Source organism: Rubellimicrobium roseum, from assembly GCF_006152145.1.
In the GTDB taxonomy this organism is placed as follows: Bacteria; Pseudomonadota; Alphaproteobacteria; order Rhodobacterales; family Rhodobacteraceae; genus Rubellimicrobium; species Rubellimicrobium roseum.
The window spans coordinates 97,177-114,835 of sequence record NZ_VDFV01000002.1; the positions used below are offsets into that span (position 1 = coordinate 97,177).

Consider the following 17,659-nt stretch of genomic DNA (forward strand, 5'->3'; position numbering starts at 1 on the left):
CGCGCGCGCGTATTGGTTGCAGAACTCTCCGCCCTCGGATGCCCCGCGGCAGCGCATGTGTCAGCCCCGCTGCTGGGCCCCTCGGGCGCGAAGGTCCGTCTGTCGCGCCAGATCTGGTCAACATATGTAACCATTAGACCTCTCCCCCTGCCCCCCCGCCCCCATGGAGCGGCGTGACGTTCGCGCTGGGGGTCAGCGGGCGAGCCAAGCGATAAGTCCGGGCCCGTCGTCCTGCGCAGTGGTTCGCAGCTACCTGAAGCAGACCTCGGCTCAGAAGCATGTCGCGGGCAGCAGCGAAGCGACGACGCGTCAGGTCGGTGTGCCCGGCCTCAAGCATGCCTGTGTGGTCAAGCGCGAAGGCGTAGCCCGGCCGATGCCCATGCTGGTCCTGGAGCGTGATGAAGAGGGCGACTGCATCAGAGCGGTTGGGGGCTCCTTTGAGCGCATCCAGCGCCTGACGCTCCACCCTGAAGGCGCTCGCACGACCGCAGTACACATGCCCCTCCAATCGGCAGCGCCACGCCCATTCGCCGATCCGTCGCACCTCCTCCTCGGGCAGGGTGGTCGGCGATACGCAGAGATGATCGCGAACTGATGTCAGCGCCTCCTGCATTTCGATCAGGCTGTTGACCGACCCGACCGTAGCAATGGCAGCCTTGAGGAGTGCATCATGCCGCCCGCCTTCCGGCACTGGCTCTCCTGCCCCGAGAAGTCGTGCGGCCGACTTCGAGCGGGAGAGCGCAATGACGGGCAACTCGTCCTGGCCGAGCACGCCCTTGGCCGTGAAGTAAGCCCCACCGTCAGGTCGGACGGAGCCTGGCCCCATGACGTAGCTTGTGGCTCCCCGCTTGAGATCCACCGCATGCCCTTCGCCGCGGAGGTTGGGATAGACCGGTCGCTCGATGTTGGGCGCGCGATAGAAAAGGTGCCGTCCCCTCGGGGTCCGAATGTGGACCGGTGACGCGCCAAACCGCGCCTCCATGACCGAGACCAGAGCCGGGTCGTCACTGTCGCAGTCGATAACGGCGAGGCCACCCAGCCGGATGCCGTAGCAGGTCGAGCCAGTCCGGTGCATCGGCGCGAGGACACGCTTCAAGGGCAGCCGCGCCGTTCCTGAGAAACCAAGGAGCGGCGCCTTGCCGTCTGCCCCCCGGCCAAGTGGCAGGAGGCTGAAGCCAGCGCCATGGAGGCGAGCCATCTCAGAGGGCAGGCTGCTGACGGCGAGATCGAAGGCGCGGGCGTTCATGCCGCCTTGTCCTTCTTTTCCATCGCGTGAAGCGCCTTGTGGTGCGTCCGGCAGAGCCACTGGACGACAAGGGGCGTGTCGTAAGAAGGGTGATGGGCCTCGCTCCTCGGGTCACCGCAAACCTCGCAGGGCTTCTGTTGAACGAGGCCGCGCTTGAGCCCGGAGCGAAGCGCCGAGTGAGCCCAGTACTTCTGCGGGTTCCGCTCCCGCCAAGCTTCCTGTCGCGTGGGTTTCCGAGGAGGAAGAACGGTCGGATTGATGGGGTCGCTCACAGGCAGACGTCTCCGAAGACCAGGGGTGCAAGGAAGCGGGCGGTGGCGTCATCGAGACCGCAGCGGCGGCGCAGGATGGCGGCGCACAGGCAAAGGAGCCCACGCCCGGCGTGCCCGTCAGGAGCATCAGGCCAGAGGGAGGAGAGAAGGGGAGAAAGCACGGCAGAGGGATCCTTGTTGAAGGATCGACCCGAATGCGCTATCTATTCCGAAGCACCCGAAAATAGACAGACACCCGCAAGGCCGATCCGGTCTGCGGGTGTTTTTCTATGCAGCGTTCGTTTCACGCCGGGCTTCGGCTCGGGCAATGACGGCCTCGATGTCGGAGCGGCGCCAGCGGCTCATTCCGCCAATCTTGATTGGCGGAGCGATGGTGCCATCCGCAACTCGGCGCCGGAACGTCGCAACGGATGCGCCGATCATGGCGGCACCATCCTTGTCGCGGATCAGAGGATCGGTGAAGGTCATTTGATCAGTCTCGCGCTTGGTTGCGTGAGGCCGACGCTATTTGACGGTGAATCGGAAAGGAAACCCCATTAAGCTCGGCGCTTTTTGGGGGTGCCACCAGGAATGCTCTCGAAGAAGTAGGCGAGTGCTGCAAGCACCGGATCAGCGTGATCATCTGATGCCGATCCCTGCTGCGCGTTCAAGACCGTCATCCCATTTGGGCGCAAGAGCTCATCAATATCGCGAACGTTCTGCAGGTAGGTCTTTGCCGCCTGGTTAATCTTGAATGCGCGTATGGCGTCCACATCGACACCGAAAGCATCGAGAGCAGCCGCTGCTATCGTGCATCCGCAGACTGGTGGCTTCTCACCCCGGAAGTACTGAGCCTTCTCACCGCCCGTTGGATAACCGGCAACCATCTTGAGCCGATCCGCTATGCCGACCAGAAGGGTGTCTCGATGAGCATTGCTCGGCCGGTTGGCTGGCTCCCGGCGAACCTTGTCCAACTCCCAGAGAACGCCGCACGCCAAGCTTTTGGCTTCCTCCGGCGTTTCGATCCCTTCCCAGAGGTTAAGGCCAATCCTCTTGAGAAGCTCACGAGCCACTTTGGGGCTTGAGTCGAAGAGCTCGGTCAAAACTCCTTCACGGGACTCGCGGAAGTGGTATCCAAAGGATCCGCGCTTTCCAGGAATCCCACCCTCAATCCGAAACGGCACCACCTCTTTCTCCAGCATCTCCATGGCAGGATCTAGTTGGAGCACGTAGACCCCCCGGTCGGCGGCATATCTGGCGACAACCGAGCACGCGTATTGGAGACTGGAGAGTAGCAACTCTTCTTCCGAGAGATGCTCTCTGGGCCATGTGGATCCCAGGTAAAGCCTCCGTCCCTGTGCAGCTTCAGAAACGAACTCGATTGGTGCCAAGCCGCCGGTTGGTCGTAGAGCGTTCCCATAGGGAATCTGCATCTCGTGGTAGAGTTGCCTGAGAACCTCGACGTTCATCCTTGGGCATCCTCCATGCCATCGCCCGTGGTGGCGGTTTCCAGTGGATCCTGCATGAGCGTGTGAACCTGGTTCAGTGCATCAACCAAGGTATCCTCGGCCTCAGCGCCGGCTTCAGCCAACTCGGCAATCCGCTCCTGATTGCCCTCCTCAAGGGCGTCCTCATAGGCGTCCAAGACATCGACCAGCGTCATGGCAGCGCCAGTGACGGCCATGAAGGCCTTGCGCTCGTCTATTGCCTCCAGAAGGGCCTCGTAGGCCTCCTTCCAGGCCTCCGCCACGCCAAGCGGCACGTCTTCGTCCTGAACGCGTGCGATGGCGAAGAGGGCGCAAGGGGATCGCTAGGGGCGTCGTCAATCATAGGTGACTCCAAGAAGGCGTTGCAGAGATCGAGGAAGAGGTGCGCCGTCATTCATGTTGGCTCTTGATGCACGCGGCAGAGGCGTCCGCATCGACCAAGAGCCATGACGGTCACCGGGGCCTCAGCCCCTCGGGCAACAGTAGAAAGGCGTGCACCCCGCCTCTCAGGGCGGGTGCAGCGCTATAGGGGGTATGGGGGTGTGTGTGGCTAGGGGGTTGAAGGGGGTTTGCAGGGAGGGTTGAAGCCACTTCCGTAGGGTGGGTTGAACTGGGGTTGAAGGGGGTTGAAGCGGCCCGCGTGAGCATCATCGGATCGCTCTCATCAGGAACTTTACGCGCCGCGAGGGCGGGCCTTCCTCTCCGATTGCAAGGGTGCCGTTGCTCAGAAGGCTGTTCATCGCAGCCGCGAAAGCGTTCTTGGTAACACCTTCGGACTTTGGGTGCTTGGCGAATTGCGAGGGGGCATAGGTCGAGGCGCCTGCATGGTTCACCCGGCGTCCCTGGCTCGTGAACTCGTCCAAGAGCTTCAGAAACACCCGCTCGGCCTTGGCTCCTGCCGCCATCTTGTCGAGGCCCGACGGCGCCACGTCGGCCACGAAGACCCCGCCGCGCCACGTCATGCCGATCTCGCCTCCGACCCGGCTGTAGTTCGCCTTCTTGGTCGTGAGCACCCGCTTGTCCGGCTCAGGCTCATGCCCGTCCTGGATGATGCGGGACAAGTAGAGCCGCGAGCGCACCGAGTTGTTCCAGGCCGTAGATCCCGACGAACCCGAGCCGGAGGTTAGGCCTGTGAGCGACGGGTGCCCCAGCAGCATTACGGCGCAGCGCTGCCGGATCGCGAGTCCCCGCAGGATCCCGATGAACTGGCGCACCTTCATGCGATCGTTCTCGTTGGCTGGATACACGTCCGCGAGCGTGTCTATCACGACAAGAGCCGGCTGCTCGTCGGCGGCGCGGGCCTCCAGTTCCTGGAAGAGCGCCGAGGCCATCAAGGCCAGTCCGCTCTCCACTGCCAGAAGCGCGTCCTCGCCCGCAAGGCTGCGAAGCGTCAGACCCTCGATGTCGTCATAGGTTCGTCCGATGGCCCGGAGGATGTCGTCGGTGCGGCGATGCAGCTCGTCGTCGTCATCCTCGGCTGAAAGGTAGATGACCCGTCCTTGCGCGACATCCATCCCGAGCCAGCCGCAGCCTGAGGCCACGGCGATGCCAAGCTGATGCGCCAAGAGTGACTTGCCGGTCCCTCCGTCGCCCGAGAACAGAGTCACGGTTCGATCGGGCACAAGGCCGGGCACCAGCCAGGGGCGCTCGGGCACCGGCCTGCCCTTGAGGCTCGCCGCCGAGTAGAAGCGCGAGGCCCGTGAAGCCGCCTCGTTGTGCGCCGTCTCCTGAGGCCGCCACGGCTGGGTCTCTTGGCAGAGCCTCAGCAGCTCCTCGATGTCGCCATCTGACGCGATCCAGTCCGACACGTCGCCCTTCTCAGGGAGGCCCGGGAGAGCCACAATCCGCACCTCGGCTGCGGTCTCTAGCAGACTCTCCGCAACCTGACGCGCGTGCGCCCGGCCAGCCTCATCGTTGTCAGGCAGGATATAGACGATGCGGCCGGTGAACCACCGGTTGAGGTCGGAGGTCCACTTGCCAGCCCCCTCTGAGGCGGTCGTGGCGACCAGCCCAAGGCGGTCCAGCGCGTCTGCGTCCTTCTCGCCTTCTGCAATCAGCACAGGTGCATGGGGGGACGCCAGGAGCTCCGGCAACCTGTAGGGCACCTTCGGACCTTTGGGCTTGCCCTTGGCCCAGCCTGTGCCTGTCCAGTGCTCCTGCGGGAAGCTCTTGGGGTCCTTAAGGCGGGTCACCTTGAGGTAGGGCGTGCCGTCTTCGAGATGGTAGACGTATTCCGCGACTTTGCGCTGCGGCCGTCCCGGGCCACCCTGCCGCTCCTTGTCTCCCCGAGGGGTCCAAGGCGCCCGGCCAAGGCACTGGAGCACGTGGTCGCGGCATTTCTGCCAGTCGTCGCCTGCGTGACTGTGCACGACGAAGCCGTCCGGGTTGTCGGGCGCCAGCTTGACCGACAGGCTGCGGTCCTTGGGGCTGTGACCGGGTCCAGGCGCATTGATGCTCTCGGGACCGGTCACATCACCGTCCAGAGCAGCCGCCAAATTGCGCAGGCTGAGGATTGGTTGATGCATGGTCATGCGAGCACCGCCCCGGATTTGTAGACCCGTTCGACGCTGTTGGACTCACGATCCCAAAAGAAGAGGCTTGCCCGGAGGCGCCCTGGTCGGGCATACAGATGATGAAGACCAGCAGTCTTGCTAACAGCCCCGGTTGCGCCCGCCAGCGCGCCGGGGTTTTTGCTTGTCTGGACCCGTGACATCTGCCTGAGCCGCTCGACCTGCACTGACGTGCGTGTGTCAGATTTGTGCCGCTGATGCCGCGAGGTCGGTACATCGTTCTGCACATTGGAGCACGGTTCAGCAGGGGCGAACCGCTGGTCTCTTGCTTTTTTTACTGGGGTTCCGTAGGGGCGTCCTTGGGACACCCCTCCCCAACGAGGGGCCATATACCTGGAAGGGTAGATCATGACGCGCGAGACGCCGCAGGCCAAGCCTGCGAACCCCCGTTTCTCCTCGGGCCCCTGCGCCAAACCCCCCACCTGGAGCCTCGATACGCTGTCCGGCGCGAGCCTTGGCCGGTCGCACCGCGCCGCCGAAGGCAAGGCGCGGCTGAAGCGCGCCATCGACCTGACGCGCGAGGTCCTGCAGGTCCCCGACACCCATCGCATCGGCATCGTGCCGGCGTCCGACACCGGGGCCGTCGAGATGGCCATGTGGACCCTGCTGGGCGAGCGGCCGGTGGAGATGGTTGCCTGGGAGTCGTTCGGCGAAGGCTGGGTCACGGATGCGGTGAAGCAGCTCCGGCTCGATGCGCGGGTGCATCGCGCCGATTACGGGCGCATCGTGGACATGGCGGCGCTGGACTACGACCGCGACGTGGTCTTCACCTGGAACGGCACGACCTCGGGCGTGCGGGTGCCTTCGGGTGACGTGATCCCGGCCGACCGCAAGGGGCTGACGATCTGCGACGCGACCTCGGCGGCCTTCGCGCAGGAGCTGCCCTTCGACAAGCTCGATGTGGTGACCTTCTCCTGGCAGAAGGTCATGGGCGGGGAGGCGGCGCATGGTGTCCTGATCCTCGGGCCCCGCGCGGTGGAGCGGCTGGAGTCGTTCACGCCGGACCGGCCGCTGCCGAAGATCTTCCGGCTGACCAGCAAGGGCAAGCTGATCGAGGGCATCTTCCAGGGCGAGACGATCAACACGCCGTCGATGCTCTGCGTCGAGGACTGGATCGTGGCAATGGAGTGGGGCCAGGCCATCGGCGGGCTGCCGGCGCTGATCGCCCGCGCCGACGCCAATGCGCAGGCCGTGTGGGACTTCTGCGCGGCGCGGCCCTGGATCGTGAACCTCGCCGAGGACGAGGCCACGCGGTCGAACACCTCCGTCTGCCTGAAGTTCACCGATCCGCGCATCACCGACGGCGCGGCCTTCGCAAAGGCCGTGGCGAAGCGGCTGGAGCAGGCGGGCGCGGCGCTGGACGTGGGCGCCTATCGCGACGCGCCCCCCGGCCTGCGGGTCTGGTGCGGGGCGACGGTGGAGCGGGCGGACATCGAGGCGATGCTGCCCTGGCTCGACTGGGCGTTCCACGAGGAGATCGCCAAGGTCGCTCAGGCGGCGTGATCCGGCGGCGGGGGGCGACCCCGCCCTGCCCCATCCCATGGCGGGCATTCGGCCCGCCACCCCCTCAGATTTCATTCATGGAGCCCCTCATGGCCCCCCGCGTGCTCATCTCGGACGAACTCTCGACCGCCGCCGTTCAGATCTTCAAGGATCGCGGCGTGGAGGTCGACTACCAACCCAAGCTCGGCAAGGACAAGGACGCCCTGCTGGCGATCATCGGCAACTACGACGGCTTGGCGATCCGGTCCGCGACCAAGGCGACGGAGAAGCTGCTCGCCGCCGCCACGAACCTCAAGGTGATCGGGCGCGCGGGCATCGGCGTGGACAACGTGGACATCCCGGCCGCGTCCAAGAAGGGCATCATCGTGATGAACACGCCCTTCGGGAACAGCATCACCACCGCCGAGCACGCCATCGCGATGATGCTGGCCGTGGCGCGGCAGATCCCGGAGGCGAATGCCTCCACCCATGCGGGGAAGTGGGAGAAGTCGCGCTTCATGGGGGTGGAGCTGACCGGCAAGACGCTGGGTGTCATCGGCGCGGGCAACATCGGCTCCATCGTCTGCGACCGGGCACGGGGGCTCAAGATGAAGGTCGTGGCCTACGACCCCTTCCTGGGCGAGGAGCGGGCCGACCAGATGGGCGTGGAGAAGGTGGAGTTGGACGAGCTGTTCCGCCGCGCCGACTTCATCACGCTCCATGTGCCGCTGACCGACCAGACCCGCAACATCCTGAGCCGCGAGGCGATTCAGAAGCTGAAGCCGGGCGTGCGGATCGTGAACTGCGCGCGGGGCGGGCTGGTCGATGAGGAGGCGCTGGCCGAGGCGCTGAAGAGCGGCCATGTGGCGGGGGCGGCCTTCGACGTCTTCGCCGTCGAGCCCGCGACGGATTCGCCGCTGTTCGGGCTGCCCAACGTGGTGGTGACGCCGCATCTGGGCGCCAGCACCACCGAGGCGCAGGAGAACGTGGCCCTGCAGGTGGCCGAGCAGATGGCCGACTACCTGCTGACGGGCGCGGTGAGCAACGCGCTCAACATGCCGTCGGTGACCGCCGAAGAAGCCAGGGTGATGGGGCCGTGGATCCGGCTTGCGGGGCATCTGGGCAACTTCGTGGGGCAGATGACGGACGAGCCCATCACGGCGATCAACGTGCTGTATGACGGGATCACGAGCACGATGAACCTCGCGGCGCTGAACTGCGCGGTGATCGCGGGGATCATGCGGCGGGCGAACCCGGACGTGAACCTCGTCAGCGCGCCGGTGATCGCGCGGGAGCGGGGCATCCACATCTCGACCACCCGGCAGGACCAGTCGGGCATGTTCGAGGGCTACATCAAGGTCACGGTCGTGACCGAACTGCGCGAGCGGTCGGTGGCGGGGACCGTGTTCTCGGACGGCAAGCCTCGGTTCATCCAGATCAAGGGCATCACGGTGGACGCCGAGATCGGGGCGAACATGGTCTACACCACCAACGAGGACGTGCCGGGCATCATCGGCGCGCTGGGGCAGACCATGGGCGAGAACGGCGTGAATATCGCCAACTTCACGCTGGGCCGCAGCCACCGGGGCGGCGAGGCCATCGCGATACTCTACGTGGACGATCCGGTGCCCGAGCCGATCCTTGACCAGTTGCGCGGGACGGGGATGTTCCAGCAGGTCAAGGCGCTGCAGTTCGACATGGCGTGATGCGGAGCGGGAGGTCCAAGGACCCCCCGCTTCGTCAGTAGCCGGTCATTTCCAGGTAGCCCACGCCCGCGTGGGAGCCGGTGACGGTCACGGGCCCCTCCCAGTAAGGGACGGAGGTCGCCATCCAGGCCTGGGGGTTCAGCGCCTCGACCGTCGCGTCGAGGCCGCGGTCGGGCAGCCGGACGCGCCAGCGGGTGGGGATCTCGCGTTGGGCCCCCTCGCCGTCGGTCACGTCCGAGGTCGCCAGCGGCTCGGCGGCGAAGGCGCCGTTCGGGAAGGGCGTGGGCGTGCCATCGGGCGCGATCCAGGTGGCGGCGGTGAAGGCGTCGCCGCCCTCCTCGTTCAACCGGAAGGCCATGAGCTTTTCCCCGGTGTCGAAGGACAGCGAGAACCAGTCCCAGCCCACCTGCCGGTCGGCGAGCGGCTGGGAGGACCATTCACGGTCAAGCCAGGCGGTGCCGGTCACGGGGATCTCGCCGTCGGGGAGGGTCAGGGTGCCGTCGACGGCGAAGAAGGGCTGGGAGTAGTAGTGGCTGGCCTGCCCGTCCTCGGACTTGACGCTGTAGCCCTGGTCGCCTTGCAAGACGATGGGGCCCTGGGCGGTGAGCGTCACGTCGTAGCCCCAGTCGGGGCCCTGCGCGGTGAGGGTCGCGGTGTCGAAGTTGGGGCCGGCGAGACGCCATTCGTCGATCCAGGCCTCGAACGGGTCGGCCGTGACGCCCGCCTGGCCTGTGGCGCCGCGGGCGAGGCGCTCGGTGACGAAATGCGCCTCGGGCGTGGTGACGGCGGCGTGGCCCATCCAGACCTGGGCTTCGGGCGCGCCTCCGGGCGCGAGGGCCGAGCGGAAGAGCGTCCACTGGAAGCCGTAGGGGGTGCCGTCGGGGCCTGTCAGGTTCGCCGTGATGTACCACCATTCGATGCGGAAGGTGGGATGCGCCCCGTGGTCCCGTGGAAAGGCGAACCCGTATCCGGGCTGCGGGAGGGCGTAGCCTTCGGCCGAGGTGCCAAGGCCCGCGAAGCCCTGCGCCTGGGCGGCCAGGGGGCAGAGGGCAAGGACGAGGGTCCTAGCGTTCATCCGAGAACACCTTGAGGAGGATCGACGGCGGCACGCGGGCGAGGCGGATCGCGGGCCAGAGGGCGGCGAGCGCGGCGGCCAGCAGCGCCAGCGCGAAGAGGCGCAGCCAGTCCCAAGGGAAGAGGAACATCGGCAGCCGCCAGCCGAAGGCCTCGACGTTGACGACCGCCAGAAGCACCCAGGCCAGCGCGAGGCCCAGGGGAAGCGCGGCCAGCGCGGTCAGGGTCGACAGGCCCACGGCGCGGATCAGCTCCAGCCGGCCCAAGGTCGCGCGCCGCGTGCCCAACGCCCAGACGGGGGCGAGCTGCGGCAGGCGGATCGAGGCCAGCGTCAGGAGCGACATGAGGAGCGCGAAGCCCGCGACGGCGAGCGTGAGGACGTTCAGCGCGGCGGTGACCGCGAAGGTGCGCTCGAAGATGCCGAGCGAGATGGCCTTGAGGTTCGACTGGTTCACCACCTGATCTGGGTCGAGGCCCAGGTCGGTCACCAGCCGCTCGGCCAGCGCCGGGACCCCTTCGGCGGGCAGGCGCAGGCCGAAATTGACGGGGACCACCTCGGGGAAGGTCTGGCGGAACAGCGCCTCGGTCAGGATCGCCTCGCCCACCGGATTGCCGTAGTCGCCGTAGATGCCGAGGATCGGGAGGGTGACGGCGCCAGTGACCTGGAGATCGTCGCCCACCGACAGGCCCGCACGGCGGGCGAGCTGCTCGTTGACGAGGAGCCCCTGCCCCGCCGCGAGCCGGTCCCAGGCGTCGGGGACGGCGGACAGGAAGCGCCAGTTCTCGCGGTAGGTGGGGTCGTCGCGCAGGATCTGGACCTGCGCGGGCAGGCCCGCGAGGGGGCGCTCGATCTCGGCGATGGGGAGGACGCGGGTGCCCGAGGGCAGCGCGGCGAGGAAGGCGTTCACGCGGTCGGGGGAGGAGACGCCGACATAAAGCTCGGGCGCGAGGCGCTGGTCGAGGAAGTCCACGAAGGTCTGGCGGAAGCTGCTGACCATGGTCGAGACGCCGACGTTGGCGGCCATGGCGAGGAGCAGCGCCATCAGGGCGAGGGAGAGGCCGGGAAGCTCGGCGCGGGAGTCGGCCCAGATCCACTGGGGCAGCGCCTCGCGGGCGAAGCGGCTGCCCAGCGCGAGGACGCGGTCGAGGAGGAGCGGGAGGAGAAGCGCGCCGCCGATCATCAGGCAGCCGAGCGTGACGAAGCCGCCGACGAGCCCGCCGCCCCAGAGGCCGACGAGAAGCGCGACAAGGAGGAGGACGAGGCCCGCGACACCCTGCCGGATGGCGCGGCGCGCGGCCCAGCGGGCGCCGGCACGGCGGGTGCCTCCGGCGAGGAGCGGCGTGGTGGCGAGGCGGCGGAAGGCGCTGGCCGCCGCCGCCGCGGTGCCCACCAGCGCGATGGCCATGCCGGAGAGCGCCCAGAGCGGCCGGAAGCGGAGCGTGCCCGCGACCTCGGCGCCATAGAGGCCCTGGAGGGTGCCCGCCACGTCCGGCAGGAGCGCGGCGGCGATGAGGTAGCCCAGCAGGAGCCCGATCCCCCCGGCGACGAGGGCGAGAAGCGCCAGTTCCGCCGCCATGAGCGCGATCAGGAGGCCGAGCGGCATCCCCATGGCGCGCAGCGTGCGGACGGTGGCGCGGCGCTGCTCGAAGGCGAGGCCCACCGCGCCATGGACGATGAAGAGCCCGACCGCGAAGGACAGGAGCCCGAAGGCGGTGAGGTTGAGGTGGAAGCTGTCCGTGAGCGCCGCCGGGTCGGTCCCCTGATCGGGAGCCTGGAGGCGGAGGCCGGGGGCGACCTCAGCCAGCGGGACCTGCCGCAGGGGCTGGACGGGGGCGAGCAGGAGGCTCGTGAAGCCGTCGATTTCCAGGACGCGCTGGGCGGTCACGATGTCGGTCAGGACCGTGCCGGGCGCGGCCTCCTCGGAGGCCAGGAGCGTGGCGCCCGTGTCGGGAAGCTGGGCCAGCACCTCCTCGCGCCCCAGGAGCGCGCCCTGCGGCGCGAGGAAGGCCTGGAGGTCGGCGGTGTCGGCCTCCTCGATGGGGCCGGTGTCCACGGGCGTCGTCAGGGGGTCGATGCCCAGGAGGCGGGCGCGGCCCAAGCGCCCCTCGACCACGGGGCTCGCGAGCCAGCCCGCGCGGCGCAGGGCGACCCAGGTCGCCTCGGGGATGGTCGCGCCCTCGGGCGGGAGGAGGCGCGACAGGCGCCCCTCGCCCAGCGTCTCGCTGGCTTCGGTGTAGGAGGCGCGGGCCTCGCCGTTGATGGCCTGCACGCCGGACCAGAGCGCGGTGGCGAGCGCGAGGCCCGCGATGAGGGTGAAGAGCTGGAGCTTGTGGCGGCGCCAGTGGGACAGGAGCGCCAGAAGGCCAGCCGCGATCATGCGCCCCTCATGCGGCGACCCGGCCCAGGCGGAGGTGGACGCGGGTGTCCATGCGCTCGGCCACCGCCTCGGAATGGGTGACGGTCAGGAGGCTCGCCCCCGTCTGGCGCACGAGGTCGAGCATGAGGTCGAGGACGGCGCTGGCCGAAGCCTCGTCGAGGTTGCCCGTGGGCTCGTCCGCCAGCACGAGGCGCGGGCGGGCGGCGAGCGTCCGGGCGATGGCCACGCGCTGCTGCTGGCCGCCCGACAGCTCCTCGGGGTATTTGTGGAGATGCGGGGTCAGGCCGAGGCGGTCGGCCAGCTCCTTTTCCCAAGCGGGGTCGCGGGCGCCCTTGAGGCGGGCCTGGAAGGCGATGTTGGCGCCGGCGTCCAGCGAAGGGACGAGGTTGAACTGCTGGAAGACCACGCCCACCGCGTCGCGGCGCAGGCGGGCGCGGCCGCGGTCGTCGAGCGTCGTCACCTCCACGTCGCCCAGGCGGATGCTCCCGCTGTCGGGGCGGTCGAGGCCGCCGATGAGATGGAGGAGCGTGCTCTTGCCCGAGCCGGACTCGCCCGTGAGCGCCAGCGTGCGCCCCTGCGCGAGGTCGAGCGAGGCGCCGCGCAGGACGGGAATGGGGGCGTCGGGGCCCGCGAAGCTCTTGTGGACGTCGCGGACCGCCAGGAGCGCGGCGCTCACGCCGGGGCCAGGGCCTGGGCCCGGCCTTTCAGCGTGGCGAAGGACAGGGCCACCCCCAGCGACACCATCGACACGATCCAGAACACGCCCTCCTCTCCGGTCGTGGCGAGGATAGGCCGCAGCAGGATCGGGCCAAGGGTCCCGCCCAGGAGCGCCATGGTCAGGATCGCCGCCGTCATGCGGCCATCGGGGCCCAGGACCCCGATGGCCCAGACGTAGTAGGCCGGGAAGATCACGCCCACGAAGGCGCCCGCCAGGATGAAGCCCAGGCCCGGCGCGCCCAGCGCGGCGGCGGCCATGCAGGCCGAGGCGCCGAGCAGGCCGAAGAGGAACAGCGGCCCCGGCGGGATGCGCGCGGCCAGCCAGTAGAGCGCGATGCGGGCGGCGAGGTAGGTGACGAAGAAGCCCGAGGTGAGCTGGGCCGCCGCCTCGGACGACAGGCGGGCGTCGATCAGGGCCGAGGCGCCGAAGCCGGTGATCGCGCCTTCGATCAGGCCGTTCCAGAAGATGAAGAGCGTGACGAGAAGCCTCTTCTGTCGCAGGTCGGGCAGGCCGCGCGTGAGGGGCGCGTCGTCGCGGGGGGACAGCAGGAGCGCCACGACCGACAGGGCGGCGATGGCGCCCATGACGGGGCCGGGGCTTTCGCCCGCCAGCAGGAAGAGGAGCGGCGCGCCGATGGCGCCCAGCCCGAAGAAGGCGTTGACGAGGCCCACCATGCCGGGGCCCCGGTCGCCGAAGCCCGCCAGGAAGGCGCGGTTCACCGCCACGCAAAGGAAGCCGAAGCCCGCCCCGGCAACGGCGGCGGCCAGCAGCATCAACCCCCAGGCGGGGCCGAGCGCGAGGCCCAGGGTGCCGAGCCCCAGCGCCACGAGGCCCGCGCGCTGGCCCAGGGGCAGGCCGAAGACGCCCGCCAGCACCGCCGCGAAGGAGCCCGCGCCCTGCGCGGCGAGGAGGGCGCCGCCCTGCCCCTCGGCAAGGGCGTAGGTCTCGGACCAGGCGGGCAGCGCCACGCCGTAGAGCGAGACGAGGTTGCCGGTCAGGAAGAAGGCGAGCGCGCCCGAGGCGAACAGGCGCGAGGCGAAGCCGGGGACGGGGGTCCCGGCCTGGGAGGCGATGGCGGAGGTCACGGCGGGGCTTTCCTGGGGGGAGGTCGCGCCCCCAGACTTGGCGCAACGCCGGGGGGACTTCCAGAGGCCGCCGCATCGGAACGCTCGGGGAGGCCGGGCGTTGGGACAGGAGCCCCCCAAGGGGAGCCCAGGGTCCCGCCCGGCGGGGCCGATCCAGCAGCATCAGGAGGACGAGGCCATGGTAGGCTCGCACGACAAGAGCGATCAGGGACCGCTGCCCGGCCGCCAGACCGAGGTTCCGAACGCCGGACCCGGGTTCCCGGCCGAACACGACCTCAAGCGCGCCAAGGAGGTGCCCCAGAGCATCCGCGAGCGCATCGACGAGACGGGCGTGACGCGCGAAACCCCCGGCCTGAAGGAGACGGGCGACCTTCGCGGGCCGCTGGGCGACAACCAGGACAGCCGCGGGCGCGGCACGACCCAGGAGAAGGACGTCTATCAGGACAAGTGAGCCTGAGGCCGCCTCGGGCGGCGCAGGGTGGGCTTCGGCCCGCGCGCCCTACGGCTCCTTGCCCAAACCAGCGAACCAGTCGGCGTAGGGAGTGGTCCGCGCCATCCGGCGCTTGAAGTCTGGGCTCCCGTCGGTCCACCAGACCGGCCCGCGCTCGCCCAGGGCCCGCTTGGCGGCGTCCACGCGGGCGCGGGCCTGACGCGTGGCCTCGGGCTCGCCCTTCGCGTCGCGCACGGCGCGGCGGGCGGACATGAGGTCGCGCACCAGCGCCTCGCGCGTTGCCGGGTCGAGCGCGGGATTCGCCATGCGCCAGAGCCGGCCGCGCACGACGAAGTAGCGGCCGTCGGGCGTGACGGGGTATCTCACGCCCAGTCGAGGACGACCTTGCCGCTTTTCCCCGACAGCATCGCCTCGAAGCCCTGCCGGTAATCGTCGGCCTTGAAGCGGTGGGTGATGACCTTGCGCACGTCCAGGCCGTTCTCCAGCATCGCGATCATCTTGTACCAGGTCTCGAAGATCTCGCGGCCGTAGACGCCCTTGAGGGTGAGGGCCTTGAGGACGATGCGGCTCCAGTCCACCGGGCTTTTTCCGGGCGGGATGCCGAGGAGCGCGATGCGCCCGCCCATCACGAGGCTTTCCACCATCTGGTCGAGCGCCTGCTGGCTGCCCGACATCTCCAGGCCGACGTCGAAGCCCTGCACCATGTGGAGGCGGGACATCACCTCCCTGAGGTCCTCCTGCGCGACGTTCACGGGAGTCACGTCCGCGACCTGCGCGGCGAGGTCGAGGCGCAGGGGGTTCACGTCGGTGATGACGACATGGCGCGCGCCCACGTGCCGGGCCACGGCCGCCGCCATGATGCCGATGGGGCCCGCGCCGGTGATCAGGACGTCCTCGCCGATCAGGTCGAAGCTCAGCGCCGTGTGGACGGCGTTGCCGAGGGGGTCGAGGATGGCGCCGATCTCGTCGTCGATCGTGTCGGGCAGCGGCACGGCGTTGAAGGCCGGGAGGCGCAGGTATTCCGCGAAGGAGCCGGGCTCGTTCACGCCGATGCCGCGCGTCTCGGGGTCGAGGTGGAAGCGGCCCGAGCGCGACTGGCGCGAGGTCTTGCCGATCAGGTGGCCCTCGCCCGAGACGCGCTGGCCCAACTTGAGGTCGGTCACGTCGCGGCCCAGGGCCACGATCTCGCCCGCGAACTCGTGGCCCGTCACGAGCGGCGTGGGGACGGTGCGGGCGGCCCAGGCGTCCCAGCTCCAGATATGGATGTCGGTCCCGCAGATGCCGGTCTTGCGGACCTTGATGAGCACGTCGTCGGGGCCGATGGCGGGCTCGGGCACGTCCTTGAGGGTGAGGCCCTCGCCTGGGGCCTCCTTTACCAGCGCCTTCATATGACGACTCCCGTCTCGCGCCCCGCCTGTCGGAAAGCCTGGAGCGCCTGGTCGAGGTCCGGCAGGGTCAGGGCCGCGTTCATCTGCGTGCGGATGCGGGCCTTTCCCTGCGGGACCACCGGATAGAAGAAGCCCGTGGCCAGCACCCCGTGGTCGAGGAGCCGCCGCGCCATCTCCTGCGCGAGGCGCGCGTCGTGGAGCATGACGGGGACGATGGGATGCTCGCCGGGCAGGAGCTCGAAGCCCATGGACTGGAGGCCCCGGCGCCAGCGGCGGGTGTTGGTGTCGAGTTGCGCGCGGCGCTCGTCGCCCTCGAAACCCTCCACGAGGTCGAGAGCCGCGAGCGCGGCGCCCACGATGGCGGGGGGCAGCGCGTTGGAGAAGAGGTAGGGCCGCCCGCGCTGGCGCAGGAGGTCGATCACGGGCTGGGGGCCGGCGACGAAGCCGCCCAGCGCGCCCCCCAGCGCCTTGCCGAAGGTGCCCGTCACGATGTCGGCTCGAACGCCCGCCCGCGACGGCGTGCCCCGGCCCTTCTCGCCCACGAAGCCCGTGGCGTGGCAGTCGTCCACCATGAGGAGCGCGCCGTACCGGTCCGCGAGGTCGCGGATGGTGGCGAGGTCGGCGAAGAAGCCGTCCATGCTGAACACGCCGTCGGTGGCGATCAGGATGTTCCGCGCGCCCCCTTCGCGCGCCGCGCGGAGCTGGCGTTCGAGGTCGTCCATGTCGCCCGTGGCGAAGCGCAGACGGCGCGCCTTGGACAGACGGATGCCGTCGATGATGGAGGCGTGGTTGAGCGCATCCGAGACCACGGCGTCCTGATCTGTCAGCAGCGGCTCGAAGAGCGCACCGTTGGCGTCGAAGGCTGCGGCGAAGAGGATGGCGTCGTCGAGCCCGAGATACTGGGCGACGCGCGCTTCCAGCGCCTTGTGGAGGTCCTGCGTGCCGCAGATGAAACGGACGGAGGCCAGGCCCAGGCCGCGTTCCTCCATGGCCTGCGCGGCGGCCTGCCTGAGCGCGGGATGGTCCGCGAGCCCGAGGTAGTTGTTGGCGCAAAGGTTCAGCACCTCGCGCCCCTCCACCAGGACGCGGGGGCCCTGCGGTGAGGCGATCACCGCCTCGGTCTTCCAGAGCCCCTCGGCGCGGATCGCGTCGAGGCGGGACCGGATCTCGTCCAGAAAGTCGTGCATGCGCCGTCTCCTTGCGGGCCCTACCTAGGGTGCCGCCCGGCCCGAACCAAGCGCTTGGCGGGATGCGGCAAATCATGTCGCATCGTGGCCCTTCCCAAGCGGAGGGATTGCCCCTATGTGCCACCAATCCGCCGGGTTGCCCCTGCGGACGGGCCTTGCTGGACGACATCCCGGCTTGCGCCGTCACACGAACCCTACAGGAGACACTCCGATGTCGATCACCGCCGAAGACAAGGCCCGCATCCTTTCCGATTTCGCGACGAAGCCCGGCGACACCGGCTCGCCCGAGGTGCAGGTCGCGATCCTGAGCTCGCGCATCGCCACGCTGACCGAGCACTTCAAGACGCACAAGAAGGACAACCACGGCCGCCGCGGCCTTCTCATGATGGTGGCGCAGCGCCGCAAGCTGCTCGACTACCTCAAGGGCAAGGACGAGGCCCGCTACCAGTCCCTGATCGAGCGTCTGGGCCTGCGCCGCTAAGAGACGACCGAACCGCGCCCCTCGAACCGAAGACCGGGGGGCGCGGTTTCCTTATCCGACGACGGGCGTCGGCCGGGCTCGACCGGCGCCTCGCACAGACAGAGCCAGGGGCAATGCGGCCCCTCCGAAAACCGGCCCCCAGGAAATGGAAGTGA

The 17,659-nt window shown here is 69.0% G+C and carries 16 protein-coding genes; 4 read left to right on the forward strand and 12 right to left on the reverse strand.

Annotated elements, in window-relative coordinates; all coding sequences use genetic code 11:
* Window positions 1-133: 133 nt before the first annotated feature.
* The 5 genes from FHG71_RS02905 to FHG71_RS23920 all read right to left on the reverse strand — a co-directional run bounded on the left by FHG71_RS02905 (window position 134) and on the right by FHG71_RS23920 (window position 5,515).
* Window positions 134-1,246, reverse strand: coding sequence for a bifunctional DNA primase/polymerase (locus tag FHG71_RS02905; protein ID WP_139080121.1), 1,113 nt, complete (start codon window positions 1,244-1,246; stop codon window positions 134-136).
* Window positions 1,247-1,785: 539 nt separating this feature from the next.
* Window positions 1,786-1,986 carry a helix-turn-helix transcriptional regulator gene (locus tag FHG71_RS02915; RefSeq protein ID WP_139080122.1) on the reverse strand — a complete coding sequence of 67 codons (201 nt, stop codon included), beginning with the start codon at window positions 1,984-1,986 and terminating at the stop codon, window positions 1,786-1,788.
* 68 nt (window positions 1,987-2,054) lie between these two features.
* Window positions 2,055-2,966 carry a hypothetical protein gene (locus FHG71_RS02920; RefSeq protein ID WP_139080123.1) on the reverse strand — a complete coding sequence of 304 codons (912 nt, stop codon included), beginning with the start codon at window positions 2,964-2,966 and terminating at the stop codon, window positions 2,055-2,057.
* Window positions 2,963-3,259 (reverse strand): hypothetical protein, encoded by a 297-nt coding sequence (locus FHG71_RS02925; protein ID WP_139080124.1) that lies wholly within the window; start codon window positions 3,257-3,259, stop codon window positions 2,963-2,965. Before FHG71_RS02925 ends, FHG71_RS02920 begins: the two co-directional genes overlap by 4 nt.
* 372 nt (window positions 3,260-3,631) lie before the next feature.
* Window positions 3,632-5,515, reverse strand: a complete 1,884-nt coding sequence (locus tag FHG71_RS23920) for an AAA family ATPase (protein WP_246045321.1) — start codon at window positions 5,513-5,515, stop codon at window positions 3,632-3,634.
* Window positions 5,516-5,902: 387 nt separating this feature from the next.
* Here FHG71_RS23920 and FHG71_RS02935 point away from each other — a divergent pair, with 387 nt between their 5' ends.
* Window positions 5,903-7,057, forward strand: a complete 1,155-nt coding sequence (locus FHG71_RS02935; protein ID WP_139080125.1) for a phosphoserine transaminase — start codon at window positions 5,903-5,905, stop codon at window positions 7,055-7,057.
* 89 nt (window positions 7,058-7,146) lie between these two features.
* Window positions 7,147-8,742, forward strand: a complete 1,596-nt coding sequence (gene serA / locus FHG71_RS02940) for a phosphoglycerate dehydrogenase (protein WP_139080126.1) — start codon at window positions 7,147-7,149, stop codon at window positions 8,740-8,742.
* A gap of 34 nt (window positions 8,743-8,776) precedes the next feature.
* Here serA and FHG71_RS02945 read toward each other — a convergent pair whose 3' ends face one another.
* From FHG71_RS02945 to FHG71_RS24175, 4 genes are read right to left on the reverse strand one after another with little or no spacing between them, the layout of a single operon-like run.
* The gene (locus FHG71_RS02945; RefSeq protein WP_139080127.1) at window positions 8,777-9,817 is read right to left on the reverse strand and encodes a lipocalin-like domain-containing protein; all 1,041 of its coding nucleotides are present in this window, start codon (window positions 9,815-9,817) and stop codon (window positions 8,777-8,779) included.
* Window positions 9,807-12,194 carry an FtsX-like permease family protein gene (locus tag FHG71_RS02950; RefSeq protein WP_139080128.1) on the reverse strand — a complete coding sequence of 796 codons (2,388 nt, stop codon included), beginning with the start codon at window positions 12,192-12,194 and terminating at the stop codon, window positions 9,807-9,809. Before FHG71_RS02950 ends, FHG71_RS02945 begins: the two co-directional genes overlap by 11 nt.
* A 7-nt stretch (window positions 12,195-12,201) precedes the next feature.
* Entirely contained in the window at window positions 12,202-12,870 is a 669-nt protein-coding gene (locus FHG71_RS24170) for an ABC transporter ATP-binding protein (RefSeq protein ID WP_139080129.1), read from the reverse strand.
* A complete protein-coding gene (locus FHG71_RS24175; protein WP_139080130.1) occupies window positions 12,867-13,997 on the reverse strand; it encodes an MFS transporter in 1,131 nt (376 codons plus the stop codon). The genes FHG71_RS24170 and FHG71_RS24175 overlap by 4 nt, the downstream gene beginning before the upstream one ends.
* A 178-nt stretch (window positions 13,998-14,175) precedes the next feature.
* Here FHG71_RS24175 and FHG71_RS02965 point away from each other — a divergent pair, with 178 nt between their 5' ends.
* The gene (locus FHG71_RS02965) at window positions 14,176-14,448 is read left to right on the forward strand and encodes a hypothetical protein (protein ID WP_139080131.1); all 273 of its coding nucleotides are present in this window, start codon (window positions 14,176-14,178) and stop codon (window positions 14,446-14,448) included.
* Window positions 14,449-14,496: 48 nt separating this feature from the next.
* Here FHG71_RS02965 and FHG71_RS02970 read toward each other — a convergent pair whose 3' ends face one another.
* The 3 genes from FHG71_RS02970 to FHG71_RS02980 are packed head-to-tail and all read right to left on the reverse strand — an operon-like array spanning window position 14,497 to window position 17,023.
* Complete coding sequence (locus FHG71_RS02970; RefSeq protein ID WP_139080132.1) at window positions 14,497-14,814, reverse strand: hypothetical protein; 318 nt, start codon at window positions 14,812-14,814, stop codon at window positions 14,497-14,499.
* Window positions 14,811-15,836 (reverse strand): L-threonine 3-dehydrogenase, encoded by a 1,026-nt coding sequence (tdh, locus tag FHG71_RS02975; protein WP_139080133.1) that lies wholly within the window; start codon window positions 15,834-15,836, stop codon window positions 14,811-14,813. The genes FHG71_RS02970 and tdh overlap by 4 nt, the downstream gene beginning before the upstream one ends.
* Window positions 15,833-17,023 (reverse strand): glycine C-acetyltransferase, encoded by a 1,191-nt coding sequence (locus FHG71_RS02980; RefSeq protein WP_139080134.1) that lies wholly within the window; start codon window positions 17,021-17,023, stop codon window positions 15,833-15,835. Before FHG71_RS02980 ends, tdh begins: the two co-directional genes overlap by 4 nt.
* A gap of 211 nt (window positions 17,024-17,234) precedes the next feature.
* On the opposite strand from FHG71_RS02980, the gene rpsO reads away from it, so the two are divergent.
* Window positions 17,235-17,504 (forward strand): 30S ribosomal protein S15, encoded by a 270-nt coding sequence (gene rpsO, locus FHG71_RS02985; protein ID WP_139080135.1) that lies wholly within the window; start codon window positions 17,235-17,237, stop codon window positions 17,502-17,504.
* The last annotated feature ends 155 nt before the right edge of the window (window positions 17,505-17,659 follow it).